This window comes from Kribbella sp. NPDC104218 (genome assembly GCF_055584105.1).
Genome location: NZ_JBVJMQ010000003.1, coordinates 1,286,557 through 1,302,982 on the forward strand (window position 1 = coordinate 1,286,557; position 16,426 = coordinate 1,302,982).

Below are 16,426 nucleotides of genomic sequence, written 5' to 3' on the forward strand. Positions count from 1 at the left end.
CCGGGAGAGAACGAGTGTTCCGGGAGGGTCGACGCACGGACTCGTCAGAGCATCCGACAACCCGTCGCATGAGAGCCTTCGGGGTTGCGCTGTCAAGGGCGTTCTGCCACCGTGCGGGCAGGGGCCCGCGATGGTTTCGGCGGTACCCGAGTGATCGGGGGAAGCGATGTCGGCAGGTATCTCAGAGCAACCGGCCCACGGTGAGGACGAGGCCGCCCAGCCTCAGCCAGTCGGCGGCGGCGGCGGGCCAGGAAAAGAGGAGCGATCCGCTCAACCTGACGAACCTCGAGCCTCGTCGCGAAAGCGGGTTCGCAAGCAGGCCGTTCCAAAGAAGCAGGGCGCCACACGCAAGACGGCGCAGCCGAACAAGAAGCGGCGTACGGTCCTGTTTCCCGCATCTACGTTCGAGGATGCGCTCGAGTTGGCCGCCGCGATTTACAATGTGGGCGCCGGCAAGCCGGTCAGGCGAATAACCTTATTCGACCAACTAGGGCACAGTCCGGACAGCGGCCGATCGCGACAATGGGTCACTAATAGCACCAGATATGGACTAACTACCGGCAGTTACAGAGCAGAGTTCTTACAGTTGACGCCGGAGGGACTGCAGACTGTCGCAGACGATGTACCGCTGCCTACACGGACAAGATCTCGCTTCAAGCTTGCTATCGCCGGGATCCCGGTCTTCAGTTCGCTGTACGACTCATACCTTGACAGCCGCCTGCCCGCACCAGCGGTTCTGGCAGATAAAGCAAAAGAACTCGGCGTCCCGGACGACGACGTCGCGGAGTGCATCGAGACGTTTACTGTAAACACGAAGTTCGTCGGCGTGCTTCGATCGACGAGCGGCGCGGAACGCCTACTGAGCGTAGAAGCGATCATCGACGACTTCATTCCGGCCGATTCCAACCACATCACCAGTGCGCATCTAACCCCAACATCCAAGCCCTTACAATCCGCACACGAAGAATTCGACACGGCCTGCTTCTACATCACCCCGATCGGCGCCGACAGCAGCGAACAGCGCCGGCACTCCGATCTCTTCATGGGCTCGCTGGTCGAACCAGCCCTCGCAGACTTCGGTCTCCGCTTGGTCCGCGCCGACCAAATCGGCGAAGCAGGAATGATCACAGGACAGATCATCGAGTACATCGTCCACAGCAAACTTGTCATCGTCGACCTCTCGTTCCACAATCCAAACGTTTTCTACGAACTCGCGCTTCGGCACGCCGTCCGGAAACCCATCGTCCAAATCAGTCGCGTGGCCGACCGCCTCCCGTTCGATGTAGGCCAGTTTCGAACCATCATGGTGGACACAACCGACATCTATACATTGGTTCCGCAATTGGAATCACTTAAGGCCGAGATCTCTGCTCAGATTCGGAAGACCCTTGAAGAGAAATCCGGAGTCGAGAACCCTTTGAGTATCTTCTTTCCATCGTTCTGGGATCACATTCCGCAGACCTGACGTCGCGAAGACGACGACATCTCCTGCCACTGATGCGCTTGAGCGGAAGAGTTTGAGTACATTCACGGGACCACTCGGGACATAATTGGCCTGTCGATCACGCGGTTCGCGTTGCGCTCCTCCCGGGACGACGGTATGTCAACTCATACTGGATGCCAGAACTCGCTGGCGACTGGCCGACCAGAGTGGCACCCTTCAGCTGTGGAGACCGAGCGGCTGCGGCTACGGCAGTTCACCCCCGGGGACGTCGACCTGCTGGTCGCGCTGGACTCGGATGTCGAGGTGATGCGTTACCTGACTGGTCAACCGACGCCGCGGGCGGAGATCGCGGACGTCGTCCTGCCGGCGATCCTTCGGGTGTACGCCGACCACCCCGGGCTCGGCACCTTCGCCGCCGAGGAGAAATCCGGCGGCGCCTTCATCGGCTGGTTCGGCCTGCAACCGACGTCCGACCCGGCGACCGTCGACCTCGGCTACCGCTTCAACCGCGCCGCCTGGGGAAAGGGCTACGCAGTCGAAGGCGCCCGGGCCCTCATCGCCCACGCCTTCACGACACTCTGCATGGACCGCGTCGTCGCCGACACCATGGCGGTCAACCACCGCTCGCGCCAGGTCATGCGCCGCAGCGGCCTGCGCTTCGTCCGGCTGTGGCACGAACACTTCGACGACCCGCTCCCCGGCACCGAGTTCGGCGAGGTCGAGTACGCCCTCGACCGCCGCACCTGGGAAGCTGGTCACCGTGCCTGACGACCACCCGCAGTACGCCGTCCTCGACATCGACGCGACGCTCTCCGACACCAGCCGCCGCGTCCACTACCTGGAGCGCAAACCCAAGGACTGGGCCTCCTTCTTCGCCGAGTCCAAGAACGACGCCGTCCTCGACGAAGGCCTCGCCGTCGCCACCACCCTCGCCGCCGACCACGAGATCATCTACCTCACCGGCCGCCCCGAACACCTCCGCCGCGACACCCGCGACTGGCTGGCCCGCAACGGCTTCCCCGACGGCACCCTCTACATGCGCCGCAACACCGACCGCCGCCCCGGCGCCCAAGTAAAACTCGACCGCCTGGCCCGCCTCACCGAAGTCAAACCCGTCGCCATCCTCGTCGACGACGACCCCAAAGTCTGCACCGCCGCCCAAAAAGCCGGCTACACCGTCCTACGAGCCGACTGGGGCCTGGACCCCGAAACCCAGCCCACCCTCTTCGACGCCCAAGAAAAAGAAGGCCGCACCTAACCGAAACTCACCACACACGCATCCAGCGCGTGACAGTCCCGCAGCTGGTCATTCGCGTGAAACATCAGCGCCCCCACCCCCACCAGCACCACGACCGACACCCCGTAGTGCACGACCGCCGTCCAACGTCCACCCCGCAGCCGACGCCGAACACCCCAACTGACCACCACGGCACCAACCAGCAGCACCACCGCGAGCGCCCCACCCAGGACCCCTCGCCCGCTCACCGGCTCCCCCAGCGCCGCAACGAACAACACCGGATACGCAAGCAGCCCACCGAGCACAGCCAGCGCCAGATACCCCAGTCCCACCGCCTTCGTCTGACTCACATTCCCCTTCGACGCACCAGCCGCCCGCCAAGTTGGCCCCATCACCGCTTGCCCGGCCACCCGGTTACCCGCCCAATGGGTGCGCCACCCGGGTGGGTGACGCACCCTCGGCCTTAGCGCGACTCTTGGATCAGACGGCTGCCGACGACCGAGCCGCCCAAGCAGTAGGCGCTGGAGTATTCGTCCACCCGGACCCACTCGCCGTACGCCACCTGCCCGTTCGAGCAATTGGTCACCGCCTGGTACCAGTTCATGCCCGGACTCAGCGCCCGGCATTTGGCCACCCACACCGTGCCGCGCCCGTCGACGTAACTGTCCGGGCAGTTCGGCTGCATCGGCGCCGCCGACGCCTCCGCCGCGGTCGCAGCAGACATCCCGACCACCCCGGCCGCACCCAATCCAGCTGCCGCCACGACCGAAAGAACCTTGCGCATCAAGATCTCCTCTCTTTTTCACACGCTCGTATCAACACGATCGTATCAAAAGCAGGGTCTCTCCCCCGGCGGGCCGGTGGCGGTTGCTGGTGGGGGGTGGGGGGATTAGGTTGGGGGAGAAAAACCCGGCGTTGGTTTTATTCGCTCTCCCCGCCCCGAGAGGTGAACTCGATGAGACGTTCGTGGATCGGCCGGCGTACGGCGGTCGTGGCGGCTTTGGTGCTTGCGCTTGGACCGGTCGTGCCGGCGACGGCGGCGCCGTCTGTGGTGCCGGCGGTGCAGGCCGCGCACAGGGGTGCGGAGGTCGTCCAGGTCACCAAGGTGGGCGACCGGCTGACGGATTTGTCGGTGCGGTCTCCTGCGCTTGGGGATCGGGTGGTCAAGGTTCGGCTGTTGACTCCGGACGGCTGGGATCCGGCGGACCGTAGGCAGCATTGGCCGACGTTTTGGTTGTTGGCGGGGTGCTGCGGGGACTACACGGCCTAGTCCGGTACTGACATCGCCAAGGTCGACAGCTTGCGCAAGGTGCTTGTCGTCATGCCTGAGGCCGGCTGGAACGGCTGGTACAGCAACTGGTGGAACCACGGTGCCGGCGGTGACCCGGCGTGGGAGACGTTCCACACGGTCGAGCTCCGCCGCCTCCTCGAGAAGGACTGGGGCGCCAGCAGCAACCGCGTCGTCGCCGGGCTCTCCATGGGTGGCCAGGGCGCGCTCCTGTACGCCGCACGCCACCCCGGCATGTTCCGCGCAGCCGCCGCGTACTCGGCCTCGGCGCACCCACTCCTCAACACCGAGTCGATCAACCGGATCATGGGCTTCTTCGGCGCCCAGGGCGACGACCCCCGCCGCGTCTGGGGTGACCCGGTTGCACAACGCCGCATCTGGCAAGCCCACGACCCCTACTACCTGGCGCACCGCCTCAAGTCGCTCCCCCTCTACCTCTCCTCAGGCGACGGCACCCCCGGCCCCTTCGACCCGCCCACCGCCTCCGACGCGCTCGAAGCCGACTTCAACCGCCAGAACAAAGCTCTGGCGACCGCACTGACCCAAGCCGGTGCCAAACGCCTCACCACCAACTTCTACGGCCCCGGCACGCACGCCTGGCCCTACTGGCAACGCGAGCTCCACTCCTCGCTGCCGATGCTTCTCACCGCCCTCGGCGTCCGCTCGAAGTGACCATTCGTCCTGCACCGAATAGCCCGTCCGCTACCCCCACGCTCGCCTAGGCTTCCCGACGTCCATCACGGTGTGCGAAAGGATGTCGGCGATGACTGCGGCTGAGCTCAGCAGGCGAGTGGTTCTGGCGGGAGCGCTGGGTGGTGCGATCGGAGCCTGGCCCGGGACGGCGTCCGCGGCCGGGCCCTACACCCTCGCGGACTGGGTCGCCGAGCGCGGCTCCAGCTACCTGATCGCGCACCGCGGCGTCGGGGACGTCTATCCCGAGCACACGATGGAGTCGTACCAGGCCGCGGTCGATCACGGCGCGAAGGCGATGGAGATCAGCGTCGGCATCACGGCGGACGGCGTCCTGGTCTGCCTGCACGACAAGACCCTCGACCGCACCACCAACCTCACCGGCCGCCTCCGCGACACCACCCTCGCGCAACTGCGCGAAGGCTGGGTCGACGTCCCCCGGCTCGGTCCGTACTGGCAGCGGGCCAAGCTCCAGGTCCCGCTCTTCGAGGACGTCCTCAGGCGCTTCGGCGGCCGCGTCATCCTCTGCGTCGAGGCCAAGGACGGACCCGCCTGGGAGCCGCTGCTCGCGATGGTCGCGAAGTACAAGCTGCAGCGCTCGGTGATGCTCAAGTCGTACTACCTGAGCCCTCAGTTCGCCGACTGGAAAGCCCAGGGCTACGGCATCTTCGCCTACTTCACCGCGCCGCCCGAGATCACCCCGGACGCCGTCGCGAACCTGAAGAGTTTGTTGTCCCCGGCAACAGACGCCATCATCGTCCCGTACTCGAGCCCGACCGGCTACCTCTCCGACGACCTGATCGAGCTCACCAAGTCCAGCGGCATCCCGGTCTGGCCCTACCCCCTGCACCGCCGAGCCGACGTCGAGTACTTCCGCGCCCGCGGCCTGGCCGGCGCCGTCACGTCCAACTTCGGCTACATCAACCGCCGAACCAAACCCGCCACGACCACCCGATGGTCCCAAGGCGCAATCAGCCCGGGCGAACTCACCCGCGACCCCTACAACGATCGCTACGGCCCCACCTGGCGCCCCAACGGCACCATCGAACTAGCCGCCGCCGACACTCCCCACTTCCTCACCCTGGGCAACCTCTCCCCCATCACCGCCCCCACCTACACCCTCGAATTCGAGGCCTCCTTCCCAACCCTCCCCACCCCCTCCACCGCCCTCACCCTGGCCTTCGCCCACCCCGACGACCGCTACTACGACCAAACCCTCAACACCCCCGGCTACACCGCCTCCCTCCACACCAACGGCGACCTCACCCTCTCCCACCATCACCCCGCCAACCCCACCCCCACCGTCCTCTCCACCCAACCCACCCCCGCCCTACTCCCAAACCAGTGGATGCGCTTCCGCCTCAAAGTCACCCCCACCCACCTCACCTGGTCGCGCTCCGACCACCCCACCCCGGCGCACGCCAAACACACCTCCCCCCGAGGCCCCTACCTCCACCTGGGCCGCCCCACCCCCGACGGCACCCTCGCCCTACGCTCCCTCAAACTCCACACCTGACCGTCATGAGCCGAACTGTCCAGATCAGGTGGACGCCCCGCTGACTGGCAGGTACGGGCCATGGCCCGGAGAGGGGCGTGCTTTCTGGCAGGGTGGATCGCATGTTGGGTTCCCCTGCGCAGTTGGCGGCGGCCGGTGATACCGATGCGGCGGACGCGCTGGTCGGGCGCATTCCGGATCCTGTCGTGGCCGTGCGGATCCTGCTGTCGCTGGTCGCGGTTTCCGACTCCGCCGACCGGACGCTGAAGCTGCTGCAGGAGGCCGGCTCCCAGGCCGTGTCGATCGCACATGCTGTGCCTCGCGGCATCGCGGCTATTGCCGTGGTCCGTGCCGCGATCGGCGCGGGGCAGAGCGATGTCGCGCTGCCGATCATGTCCGCCGTGGAAACCGGCCTGGCTCTGCATCTCGCTGAGGTCTGCGCGATCGAGTTCGCCAAGAAGGGCGACATCCGCGCCGCTCGGGTAGTAGCTGAAGCGCTTCCGGGAGTGCGGCGGGATCGCGCGACAGCGGCAGTCAGCGTCGAGGCTGCCCGGCAGACTGCTGATCCCGCTGTGGCCCGGTCGCTCGCCGACCAGGTTGCTGATGCTCCCGCACGGGTCTCGGTGTTGCTCGCGGCCGGTCTCGTCGACGAGGCGCGGGCCGTGCCGTTGGCGACGGACGAGAGCAACGCCGCGGATATCGAGAAGGTCGATGTGGCCCGGGCCGAGCTGGCCGTTGCCCTTGGCAAGCACGGCGACTACGAGCAGGCGGTGGCGGTGATCAGCCTGATCTCGGGCCGTCGGCGTCGGCATCTGACGCGACGGGCCGCGGCGAGCTCGGCACTCGCGCTGCCGGGCGCCGAGCGGTTGACTGTCGCCCTTCCCGACTGGGAGCGACGCCGATGCCTCGCGGATCTCGCCGTGCGGGCCGCGAGCGTCGACCACGCACTTGGGTTTGCCGAAGACCTCGACATGCGGAGAGAAGTCGCCGTCGCGACAGCCCGCCGCGGGTCGGTGTCGACCGCACTCGAGCTGTTGACCGGCCTGGAACCGGACACCGCGACCACTCTGCGTGTCGCCGAGGCAGTCGCGCGTCATGGCCGACGCGACGCCGCGCTCGCGATGATCACCGACCCGGCGATCTGTACGCCGTACGGCTGGCAGAACCCCGCTCCGGCGTACGACGTCCTCCCCGGCGCGTGTGCTGCGGCAGCGCATGGGGAGCTGGCGAACGCTCTTGCGGCCGTCGAAACCACGCACAGCCGGGACCGAGCCGTCGTGCTCGGGAAGGCGGCGCTCGCCGCCGCGCGTCATGGGCACCCGCGGACGGCGCTCGCGCTGGTGGCGCAGCTCGATCGGGACCAAGCGCAACGACAGCAGGCGGCCGCGGTACTCGGGGCCACGGCGGCCCGCGGCAAACTGGCGGACGCCTTGACGCTTCTGAATGAACACATCCCACGACACGACCAGCTGTACACGCTGGTCGCGGTCGGCCGAGCGCTCGTCCGCTCCGGCCGAGTGCCTGCCACGGGCCTGCTCAACCGAGCGGAAGCACTCGTCACCGAGACTGCTGATCACCGAGAGATCGTGCCGGAATTCGCCATCGCCGAGCTTGCGGCCGTTGCGGGCAGGCTCGACCGACATGTGCCACGGGTTGACCGGCCGGACCTCCCACAGATACATCGCCAGCTCAATGCTCCGGCCGATGCGACCTTGAAACACGTTGCCTGTGCTGCCGCCGCTCAAGGGCGTGTCGACGAGGCGCTGGCGATCGCCGGACCATCACCTGCGCTCGTGAGAGCCGCGGCCGTCAGCGGGCACCTCACGGCTGCTCTCGACCTGGCGTCCGTTGTAGCGACGCAACAGGCCGCGCGGAGGTTCGCTTCGTCGGCCGCCATCCACCATCGAGACATCGTCACCGACGTCTGTCGCACGCTGGCCGCGATGGGTACGATCGACCGCGCCGTCCAAGCCGCGCAGTCGCTGTCCCCGCAGCACCGCGATCGTGCACTCAGAATGGCGGCGCTGGCCGCCATCGAGCACGGCCATCTCAAACCCGGCCTGGACCTGTTGTGGCTGACTGGTGGCCCCGGACCGGACGCCGCCGTCGCTCTAGCGATCGCGGATCTCGAGGCGGGTACAGCAGCCGCCGAAACCATCGACCAGGCGTACGGTCGTCAGCGAGCCCTCTGTCAGATCGCCGGCATCGCAGCATCCCGCGATCGCTTGACCGAGGCCGCTGCCGCAGTCGCCCGCCTCGGGCCCGACGCCTACCACTGGACAGTCTCGTCGGTCTGGCGTCAGATCGCCGGCCGGTTGGAGGAGCCCCGCCGACGCACCTTCGCAGCCGCCTACCTGACGGCCCATGCGCCCCAGGCCGCCACCGGGCCGCCGGTCACCTCAGCTGGTACGGCGAAACGCTCCGCTGGGAGCCTCACCCAGCCTTCGCCGCGGTAGGCGTTCCACCGATCCTGATCCCCCGCACGGAGATCACCTTGATCATCCGGCCCGGTCCCAGCAGCCACTCAGCGCAGTACATCGTCCGTATCGGCGAGGATCATCAGCTGGACTTCGTTCTCAGAGCGGATCTCCTCCTCCCGGAGCTCTAGCCGGTGCCGGTGTGGAGGTGGAGGACGGCGGGCGGGTTCTGTACGTGGGCGCTGTGGCCGAGGCCGGGCAGTGTGACGACGTGATCGTGCAGCGCGGCCAGCTCGGCGTCGGTGTTCATCGGGTCGAGCTCGCCGCGTGCCAGGACGACGTCCGCCTGAGCCGCCGCGATCAGTTCGGCCATGTTCGGCGCACCGACACCGAAGGTGGCCGGATCCATCGCGAGCCGCCAGCGCCCGTCGACCTCCAGCAAGCCCTGGTCGACGGACTCGTCCGCCGGATCCAGCAGCCCATGTAACCCAGACACCTTCAGATACCACGCGGCCGCTTCCTGCCGGTTCTCGAACCACGTGACCGGCTTCTGCGCCAACGCAGCCGCCCTGCCGAGGTCGTCGTCCGTCCAGGACACCTTCACCCCGAGGGCGATCACGCGGTCGACCTGGACGCCGTACCGCCCGCTGGCCAGCTCGAGCGCGAGCACCCCGCCCAACGAGTGTCCGACGACGACCAGACCCCGCCGTACCGGCAGCCTCTCGGCCACCCCGGTCGTCATCGACTCGAACGTGTACTGCGCCAGCGGCTCCGCTCGCCCATGCCCCGGCAAGTCTGGCGCCGTCCGCGGATGCGCCCATCCGTCCCACACCCGCCCTGTGGCCCCGAGCCCGTGCAGCAACACCAATGAACTCATGGCAGCCAGGCTGACACACCAGCTCCGGCCCCGCGCCGCGACGCGAGTCCGGGGCCGGTGCAGCGCTCAGCGCTCAGCGCAGGAAGGGGACGTTGTCGGCGGTCCAGCGGATCTCGCCGACCCAGCCCGTGCGGGGCCCGGTTCTGTTGCTGGGGTTCGGCCAGGAGTGGAAGCTGATTCGATAGACGCCGCCATCGTTGATGATGCTGGCGCCGCCGGGTCCGCACAGGCCGTGGAGATCCTGTGAGATGACGGTGCGCCCGCGGACGAACGTACTGGCGAAGGACGGCGCCTTCCACACGGTCGTGGCGTAGCTGCAGTCGTCGTAGTGCTTGCCGGGCGCGGCGGTGGAGGCGAACATCCACAAGGTGCCACCGTGGAAGACGAAGCTGGGTGCTTCCATCTCGCCGTCATTGGTGACCACGGTCCGGCGATCAGCGCCCGGATTGAGGCCGGCCGCGTCGACCTTGACGGCGCGGATGCGGTAGTTGCCGCTCGTGTGGGTCTTGTACACGAGCCAGCGCTGGCCGGAGCCGTCCTTGAAGTCGGTGGCGTCGATCGCCTCCTGGCCCCGCGCCTCACACACCGGTCCGCCGGTGGCGACGAATCCACGATCGGGCTGCCGAGAGACCGCCGTCCCGACGCAGTTCGCGTTCCAACCGCCGCCGCGCTTGGCGGTGAAGTACATGACGTAGAGCGGCGCGCCGTCCTTCGTCGTCTGGAAGACGTGCGGCGCCCACGGGTTCTGCTGGGCGGCGTCGTCGATCACCCAGGCCGGCATGGTCGTCATCGTCTTGTTGGTAGCCGAGTACGGGCCGGTCGGCGATGCCGACGAACGCACCGGGTAACCGCCACCGGTCGAGTAGATGTAGTACCTGCCCGCAGCGTGCAGGATGTCCGGGTCGGCGGCGTTGCTGGACACCCGTACCGCGTCTCCCGGTGCCGCGTTCGCAGTGCTGGTCAGCGCCGGCGTCGCGGTCAGGCCGAGGGCCAGCGCCGCACAGGCGGCGGATCTGGCGACGAACGTTCTTCTCATGCAGTCCCCCAGGGGGTGGTGACGGTGAGACCCGCCGGCGAGGTCGTCGGCGCGTGCGGGTACGGCGATGCAGTGACCCGCCTGGCGAGCAGATCACTCGCCGGACGGCGACGGCGGGGTTCCCGGTCAAACCCGATCACCTTCTCGGCTTCGTGCTTTGATTGCGTCGTGGGACAGACGGGGAGGGGCGAACCACCCGGCCCGGCCGGGGTGCGGTCCACGGATGAGCTGGTCGACCGGCTGCGCGCGCTGCGCGTTTGGAGCGGACTTTCGTACCGCGATCTGCAGCGTCGGATCGCGAAATCGCGCCGCCTCCGTGGAGTGCCGGAGCTGCCGGCCTACGACACCGTCTACCGATGCTTTCAGCGCGGCCGAACACGCCTGGACGCCGCTCTGGTCGCAGATATCGCCGCTGCGCTGCTGGACGACAGAAGTCAGGTGACCGCGTGGCGGCAGGCGCTGCGGCTGCTGGCCGACCGAGCCGACCAGGCCGGTCTGGTCGTCGTGGCGGACGCCGTACCGCCGCCTGAACGGACGTACGTCGAACGGACCGGGCTGGTCGGCAAGGTTCTGACCGCGCAGCGAGCCGGCGCCACCACTTTCGTGCTGGCGGGGATGGGCGGCAGCGGGAAGACCTGGTTGGCCCGCTCACTCGTCCACCGGTTCCTTGCTGCGGGCCTCGGCACCCAAGGACTGCTCACGGCCGATCTGCGCGGCTTCAGCCCGGATCAACCGCCTGCCGATCCGGCCGCGGTACTGGAAGGCTTCCTGTGTGCCCGAGGCGTTTCGGGCGTCGAGGTTTCCCGCCTCGGCCTGGCTGGCCGGATCCGTCGGTTCCGGCAGCTCGCGGCAGGGCGCGACCTGCTGGTGCTGCTCGACAACGTGGGGACGACGGACCAGCTCAGCCCGCTGCTCGTTCCGGGCTGCGTGACCGTGGTGACGAGCCGGAACCGCCTCGACCCGGGCCCGGACGGCGCTCTCGTCGACGTACCGGCCTTCGAACCGGACGAGTCGCTGCGCCTGCTGAGCCAGGCTGTGGACATCTCGGTAGACCCACCTGGCGCCCGGCAGATCGCCGACCTGGCCGGCCATCTTCCGCTGGCCCTGGCTGTGCTGGCTGCACGGATCCAAGACTCACCGACCTGGACGCTGACCGATCACGTAGAACGGCTGGCTGAGCACCGTGCGCGACTACATCTGGACGACCGAGTCGATCTGGCGCTGGCCGCGTCGTACGGCGCGCAAACCCTCGAGAACCAGCAGCTGCTCCGAGCGCTCGCCCTGCACCCGGGGCACGAGTTCGACAGCTATGCGGCTGCCGCGCTGGCGGCTGCACCGCAGTCCGTCGTACACGCGGGCCTGGACGAGCTGGCGAAGGCCAGTCTGGTGAGTACCAGACTGCCTGGGCGGTACGCGTTGCACGACTTGGTCTCCGTGTTCGCTGCCGCGCGTGGTCGGGACGAGGACCGCGCCAGCAGCCGCCGCGAGGCCTTGACCAGGCTGGTGACGTACTACGCCAAGGCGGCGAACCAGGTCGCGCTGGAGTTCGCCCCACACCAGATGCCTGTCGTGACCTTGGAGCGGGACGTCATCGTCGAACTGCCAACCGCCTCCGGTCGCGACCCAGCCGCCGCCTGGCTCCAAGCCGAACTGGCGAACCTGATCGCCGCCGCTACCAGCGCGAACGACCTGGGGAGAGGAGACCTCACGTCACTGCTCTCCACGTCCCTGACCTACTACCTGAACGTCACCGCCAACGGGACAGCCGCCGAGATCCTCTTCAGCCATGCCATCGCATCCGCACCAGACGGACAGACACTCGGCCGAGCCCACAACGGTCTGGGCAACGTCTACTGGCGCCGCGGCCGGTATCTGGACGCCGGCAAGCACTTCGAACGCGCCGTGGAGTTGAGACGCCGGGACGGCGATCTCGCCGGTATGGCCAACAGCCTGTCCAACGTCGCCAACCTGAAGGACCGGCAAGGCAACGGCCTCGAAGCGTTGGAGTGCTACCGCGAAGCCCTGACGATCATGACCGCCCAGGACCGCTCCCCCAACCTCATCCGCACCCGCGCCCAGCTGGGCCAATGCCTGCTCGGCCTGGGGAGAACCGACGAGGCCATGACCGAGTTCGAGCAGTGCCTCACCGCCGCCGAGCAACAGGAGCACGGCGGCTTCGACCACATCTACGCCCTCTTCAGTCTGGCGCTAGGTCACGAGGCCCGCGGCACCCTGGCGCAAGCCACCACCTGCGCCGAAACAGCGCTCAAACTCTCCCGCGACACCGGATTCCGAGCCGTCGAACCCGACGTCCTAACGATGCTCGGCCGAATCCAGTACGCCGCCGGCTCCCCCGCCACAGCGGTCGCACTCCAGACTGAGGCACTCCAACTGGTCGAGAAATACGAGCAGTACTACTCGGCCGCCCGCGTCCGCAACGATCTCGCCGACTCCCTCATCGCACTCGACCAGTACGACGACGCGCGCGCCCTGCTCGAATCAGTCCTGGCCGACGGCGAAGAACTGAGCGGCCCCCACGAGCTGACCCGCAGCCGCAAAACCCTCACCGCCCTCTGAATCCGGGCGGAGAGCGTCGAGCGGTCATCCTTCGGGAACCTTCGTGGGCGACCGAAGGGCGGCCAGGACGCGTGTCACGGCAAGCGCCGCGCAGAGGACGAGAGCAGCCTGCACCAGCCAGGACAGGTCCGGTGCCCAGAGGCCGAGCTGAGCGAGAGTGACGCCGGCCAGACCGGGCAGGACGCTGGCGAGCGTGAACGCGAGCACGCCGAGGGCGAGAAGGCTGAGCGCGAGTCCAATGACGCGACGCCTGGCTGTGCGAGCTTTCGGCGCTCTCCGCAGCCGGATCACCGTGACGATCGTGAGGGTGAGCAGCACCAGCGAGAGGAGACCGAGGACGGCAAGGAGGGCGAGGTAGATCGGGTCGGTGCCGTTGGTCTCGGGCTGACTGCCTGCCAGCAGCGCTGCGACGCCGAACGCGGTATCCATCAACGAGGTGTCGTGGAACGGCCCGTAAGCGTTCTGAAGGACGACGACGGCCTGGCCGCGCTGGGGAAGCAGGACGATCGCAGCTTGGTACCCGGGGGCGGCGCCGCCGTGCCAGACCATTGGCTCGTCAGTGCCCGGCACCTTCGACGTACGCCACCCCAGCGCGTATCCGCTGCCTTCGCCCACGGCGACCTGAGCGGTGTGCAGTAGGTCGCGCTGCTTGTCGTCGAGCACCGGCCCACCCGTCAGTTGCGTCCGCGCGTACGCCGCGAGGTCGTCCACCGAGCCGACCAGGTAACCGGCCGGAACCGTTGCCGGATCGACGTGTGTCTCGAAAGCGCGGGTACCTCCGAACACGAAACGATGTCCGCTCGGCAGCGCCTGCTCGGTCTGCGCGGCGTCCGCAAGCGGACCGCTCACCCCGGCCGGCTTGAGGAGACGCTCAGCCAGCACCTGAGCGAACGGGCGGCCGGTCACCGCCTCCACAACTGCCCCCAGCACGATGTAGTTCAGGCTCGAGTAGTGGTGTTTGCTACCCGGCGCCGCGACCGGCTCGAGGCCGGCGATCTGCGGAAGCAGCGAGCTGACACTGCGATCCGCGTCGTACCGGTCGGTGAGTTCGAGTCCCTCGGGAAGTCCGCTGGTGTGGTCGAGCAACTGGCGGACCGTGATCCGGCCCGCCGCCTCCCGATCGGCCGTGGTGAACGACGGGACCAGCTTCGCCACCGTGGTCTCGAGGCTCAGAACGTTGTCGCGGGCCAGCAACGTCACCAGCGTCGCGGTGATCGGCTTCGACACCGACCCCCACAGGAACGGCGTCTGCGCGCTCACCGCCCGGCCGTCGCCGTCCGCCCCGAAAACACCTTTGTGCTGGACGCCCTTCGGCCCGATCACGGCGTACGCGGCGCCTGGCACGTCGAGCGATTCACTCCGCTCCCGGACGAACCTGTCCAGTGCCGCCATCTCAGGTCCGTTGCCAACGGCAACCACCGGAGGTGCGGCGAGGACGGTCTGGAAGACCCCGATCAGCAGCGCGCCCAGCACGGCGCGACGCCAGGGGAAGCTCATCTCCAGCTCCTAACCGATAGGTAGGTAAACCAGCCTCACGGTAGAACCCGTCGTATACCCGCAGTACCCCATGGCCGGAAGCTGACACTCAGCTGATCGCGACCACCTGGTCCGCTCTCCCTGCGATCTTGTCCTTCGCCAGAGCCGGCTGAGGGTTTGGTGAGGCTCAGCCGGCTCTTGGGGTGTTATTTGGTGAGGGCGAGGATGAGGGTGTTGGGGTACGGCGGGTAGGAGGGGAGGTAGAAGTTCTGGACTTTGGAGCCGTGGAGGAAGGCGTTGCGGGCGTAGAGGAGGGGGACCAGGGGGCTGTCGTTCATGATCTGCTTGTCCAGGGCGGACCAGGCGGCGGCAGCTTTGGTTTTGTCGGGTTCGGCGGTGGCCGCGTTGATGGCGGTGTCGACGGCGGGGTTGGAGTAGCGGGAGATGTTGTAGCCGCCGTTGCCGATTTCCGAGGTGGAGAAGAGGGGCTGGATGTTGCCCAGGGCGCTGGGGAAGTCGGGCAGCCAGCTGGAGACGGTGAGGTCGTAGTCGGGTTTGTTGCCGGTGATGAGGTCGCTGAGCGGTTCGGCGTCCAGGGGCTTGATGTCGACGGTGATGCCGGCGCGCTTGAGGCCCTGCTGGATGGCCTGGGCGACGGGGAGGCCGTTGGCGTTGTCGGCGACCAGGGTGAGGCGGAGGTTGCTGACGCCGGCGGCGGCCAGGAGTTGCTTGGCCTTCTCGGGGTCACCGGCCGGCGGGGCCTCGTAGGTGTTGTACTTCGCGTAGCCGTCGATACCGGGGGTGATCAGCGTCGAGGCGATCTCGCCGCCGAACTCGGGGCCGCCCTCGGCGACCTGGACGGCCTGCTTGTCGACGGCGTACTGGATCGCCTTGCGGACCTCGGGGTTCGAGAGCGCCGGGCGCTTGTTGTTCATCGCCAGGTACTGCAGGGCGCCGGACGGCGACGTCGCGACGCGAGCCTTGACGGCGGGGTTGCCGGTGACGGTCGGGATCAGCGCGGCCGGGACGCTGACGCCGGTCGCGGCGGCGAACTTGTCGTCACCGGAGTCCTGGATCAGGCGCTGGTTGACGGTGTTGGACTCCAGGCCCATCTGCCAGACGTAGGCGTCCGGGAGACCGGTCCGCGCGGGGTCGCTGGCCTTGTCCCAGTTCGGGTTCCGCTCGAGCTCGAGTTTCGAGCCCGGGGTGTAGGTCTTGACCTGGTACGGGCCGCTGGCCAGCGGCTTCTCGCCGTAGTGGGCCGGGTCGGTGTCGGCCTTCTTCGGCACCGGCGAGAACGCCGGCATGCTGACCACCCACGGCCAGTCGCCGAACGCCTTGTTCAGCTTGAAGACGATCGTGGTGTCGTCCGGCGCCTCGACGGAGTCCAGCGACGCGCCCTTGTACGGGCCGGTGTACTTGTCGCCGCCGATCAGCAGCGACTTGTGGTAGCCCAGACCGCCGGACAGCTCCGGCGCGAAGGACCGCTCGATCCCGTACTTGATGTCGGCGGCAACGATCGTCGAGCCGTCGGCGTACTTCAGGTTCGGCTTGAGCTTGTAGGTCCAGGTCTTGCCGCCGTCGGTGGTCTGGCCGGTGTCGGTGGCCAGGTCCGGGATCAGCTCGGTCGGCTTGGCCGGGTCGGTCTTCCAGGCCGTCAGACCGCGCAGGATCAGGTGGATCGCGCTGGTGCCGAGGTTCTGGCTCTTGGCCGGGTCGAAGCTGATTTCCTTGCTGGTGCTCAGGAATTGCAGCGTGCCGCCTGCTGTACCGCCGGCCGACGCATCGCTCGGCGAAGTGCTGTTGTTGTTGGCGTTGCAGGCGGTCGCCGCCAACGCCAGTGCGGCCGCGACCGCGACCGCTCGGGTGATGTGTTTCATCATGTCCTC

The 16,426-nt window shown here is 67.8% G+C and carries 14 protein-coding genes; 8 read left to right on the forward strand and 6 right to left on the reverse strand.

From position 1 onward, the window contains the following. Nucleotides 1-166 precede the first annotated feature (166 nt). From ACZ6ZD_RS30675 to ACZ6ZD_RS30685, 3 genes are all read left to right on the forward strand, one after another. Nucleotides 167-1,465: a hypothetical protein gene (locus tag ACZ6ZD_RS30675; protein ID WP_465677394.1), complete on the forward strand. Its 1,299-nt coding sequence runs from the start codon at nucleotides 167-169 to the stop codon at nucleotides 1,463-1,465. A gap of 201 nt (nucleotides 1,466-1,666) precedes the next feature. Beyond that, nucleotides 1,667-2,212, forward strand: coding sequence for a GNAT family N-acetyltransferase (locus ACZ6ZD_RS30680; protein WP_465677395.1), 546 nt, complete (start codon nucleotides 1,667-1,669; stop codon nucleotides 2,210-2,212). Continuing rightward, nucleotides 2,205-2,702, forward strand: coding sequence for a phosphatase domain-containing protein (locus ACZ6ZD_RS30685; protein WP_465677396.1), 498 nt, complete (start codon nucleotides 2,205-2,207; stop codon nucleotides 2,700-2,702). Before ACZ6ZD_RS30680 ends, ACZ6ZD_RS30685 begins: the two co-directional genes overlap by 8 nt. On the opposite strand, the gene ACZ6ZD_RS30690 is transcribed toward ACZ6ZD_RS30685, so the two are convergent. Continuing rightward, a complete protein-coding gene (locus tag ACZ6ZD_RS30690; RefSeq protein ID WP_465677397.1) occupies nucleotides 2,699-3,031 on the reverse strand; it encodes a hypothetical protein in 333 nt (110 codons plus the stop codon). The genes ACZ6ZD_RS30685 and ACZ6ZD_RS30690 overlap by 4 nt on opposite strands. A gap of 113 nt (nucleotides 3,032-3,144) precedes the next feature. Next, a complete protein-coding gene (locus tag ACZ6ZD_RS30695) occupies nucleotides 3,145-3,465 on the reverse strand; it encodes a hypothetical protein (protein ID WP_465677398.1) in 321 nt (106 codons plus the stop codon). A 171-nt stretch (nucleotides 3,466-3,636) separates the two neighbouring features. On the opposite strand from ACZ6ZD_RS30695, the gene ACZ6ZD_RS30700 reads away from it, so the two are divergent. From ACZ6ZD_RS30700 to ACZ6ZD_RS30715, 4 genes are all read left to right on the forward strand, one after another. Further along, nucleotides 3,637-3,951 carry a hypothetical protein gene (locus ACZ6ZD_RS30700; protein ID WP_465677399.1) on the forward strand — a complete coding sequence of 105 codons (315 nt, stop codon included), beginning with the start codon at nucleotides 3,637-3,639 and terminating at the stop codon, nucleotides 3,949-3,951. 39 nt (nucleotides 3,952-3,990) lie between these two features. After that, nucleotides 3,991-4,641 (forward strand): alpha/beta hydrolase, encoded by a 651-nt coding sequence (locus ACZ6ZD_RS30705; RefSeq protein WP_465677490.1) that lies wholly within the window; start codon nucleotides 3,991-3,993, stop codon nucleotides 4,639-4,641. A 91-nt stretch (nucleotides 4,642-4,732) separates the two neighbouring features. Further along, nucleotides 4,733-6,175 carry a glycerophosphodiester phosphodiesterase gene (locus ACZ6ZD_RS30710; protein ID WP_465677400.1) on the forward strand — a complete coding sequence of 481 codons (1,443 nt, stop codon included), beginning with the start codon at nucleotides 4,733-4,735 and terminating at the stop codon, nucleotides 6,173-6,175. Between the two features lie 101 nt (nucleotides 6,176-6,276). Continuing rightward, nucleotides 6,277-8,610 (forward strand): hypothetical protein, encoded by a 2,334-nt coding sequence (locus ACZ6ZD_RS30715; protein ID WP_465677401.1) that lies wholly within the window; start codon nucleotides 6,277-6,279, stop codon nucleotides 8,608-8,610. 148 nt (nucleotides 8,611-8,758) lie between these two features. Here the strand turns inward: ACZ6ZD_RS30715 and ACZ6ZD_RS30720 are convergent, their stop codons facing one another. Next, complete coding sequence (locus ACZ6ZD_RS30720) at nucleotides 8,759-9,448, reverse strand: alpha/beta fold hydrolase (RefSeq protein WP_465677402.1); 690 nt, start codon at nucleotides 9,446-9,448, stop codon at nucleotides 8,759-8,761. A 73-nt stretch (nucleotides 9,449-9,521) separates the two neighbouring features. After that, nucleotides 9,522-10,484, reverse strand: a complete 963-nt coding sequence (locus ACZ6ZD_RS30725) for a family 43 glycosylhydrolase (RefSeq protein WP_465677403.1) — start codon at nucleotides 10,482-10,484, stop codon at nucleotides 9,522-9,524. 168 nt (nucleotides 10,485-10,652) lie between these two features. On the opposite strand from ACZ6ZD_RS30725, the gene ACZ6ZD_RS30730 reads away from it, so the two are divergent. Beyond that, complete coding sequence (locus ACZ6ZD_RS30730) at nucleotides 10,653-13,061, forward strand: tetratricopeptide repeat protein (RefSeq protein ID WP_465677404.1); 2,409 nt, start codon at nucleotides 10,653-10,655, stop codon at nucleotides 13,059-13,061. 24 nt (nucleotides 13,062-13,085) lie between these two features. On the opposite strand, the gene ACZ6ZD_RS30735 is transcribed toward ACZ6ZD_RS30730, so the two are convergent. Together ACZ6ZD_RS30735 and ACZ6ZD_RS30740 are read right to left on the reverse strand one after the other, a co-directional pair. Then, nucleotides 13,086-14,558, reverse strand: a complete 1,473-nt coding sequence (locus ACZ6ZD_RS30735; protein WP_465677405.1) for a serine hydrolase domain-containing protein — start codon at nucleotides 14,556-14,558, stop codon at nucleotides 13,086-13,088. Nucleotides 14,559-14,743: 185 nt separating this feature from the next. After that, complete coding sequence (locus tag ACZ6ZD_RS30740; RefSeq protein WP_465677406.1) at nucleotides 14,744-16,420, reverse strand: ABC transporter substrate-binding protein; 1,677 nt, start codon at nucleotides 16,418-16,420, stop codon at nucleotides 14,744-14,746. Nucleotides 16,421-16,426 lie beyond the last annotated feature (6 nt).

Bases quoted from the DNA above. Each gene is read 5' to 3' on its own strand.
- ACZ6ZD_RS30675 (WP_465677394.1), top strand. From the start codon at position 167: ATGTCGGCAGGTATCTCAGAGCAACCGGCCCACGGTGAGGACGAGGCC.
- ACZ6ZD_RS30695 (WP_465677398.1), bottom strand. From the start codon at position 3,465: ATGCGCAAGGTTCTTTCGGTCGTGGCGGCAGCTGGATTGGGTGCGGCC.
- ACZ6ZD_RS30700 (WP_465677399.1), top strand. From the start codon at position 3,637: ATGAGACGTTCGTGGATCGGCCGGCGTACGGCGGTCGTGGCGGCTTTG.
- ACZ6ZD_RS30710 (WP_465677400.1), top strand. From the start codon at position 4,733: ATGACTGCGGCTGAGCTCAGCAGGCGAGTGGTTCTGGCGGGAGCGCTG.
- ACZ6ZD_RS30715 (WP_465677401.1), top strand. From the start codon at position 6,277: ATGTTGGGTTCCCCTGCGCAGTTGGCGGCGGCCGGTGATACCGATGCG.
- ACZ6ZD_RS30720 (WP_465677402.1), bottom strand. From the start codon at position 9,448: ATGAGTTCATTGGTGTTGCTGCACGGGCTCGGGGCCACAGGGCGGGTG.
- ACZ6ZD_RS30725 (WP_465677403.1), bottom strand. From the start codon at position 10,484: ATGAGAAGAACGTTCGTCGCCAGATCCGCCGCCTGTGCGGCGCTGGCC.
- ACZ6ZD_RS30735 (WP_465677405.1), bottom strand. From the start codon at position 14,558: ATGAGCTTCCCCTGGCGTCGCGCCGTGCTGGGCGCGCTGCTGATCGGG.
- ACZ6ZD_RS30740 (WP_465677406.1), bottom strand. From the start codon at position 16,420: ATGATGAAACACATCACCCGAGCGGTCGCGGTCGCGGCCGCACTGGCG.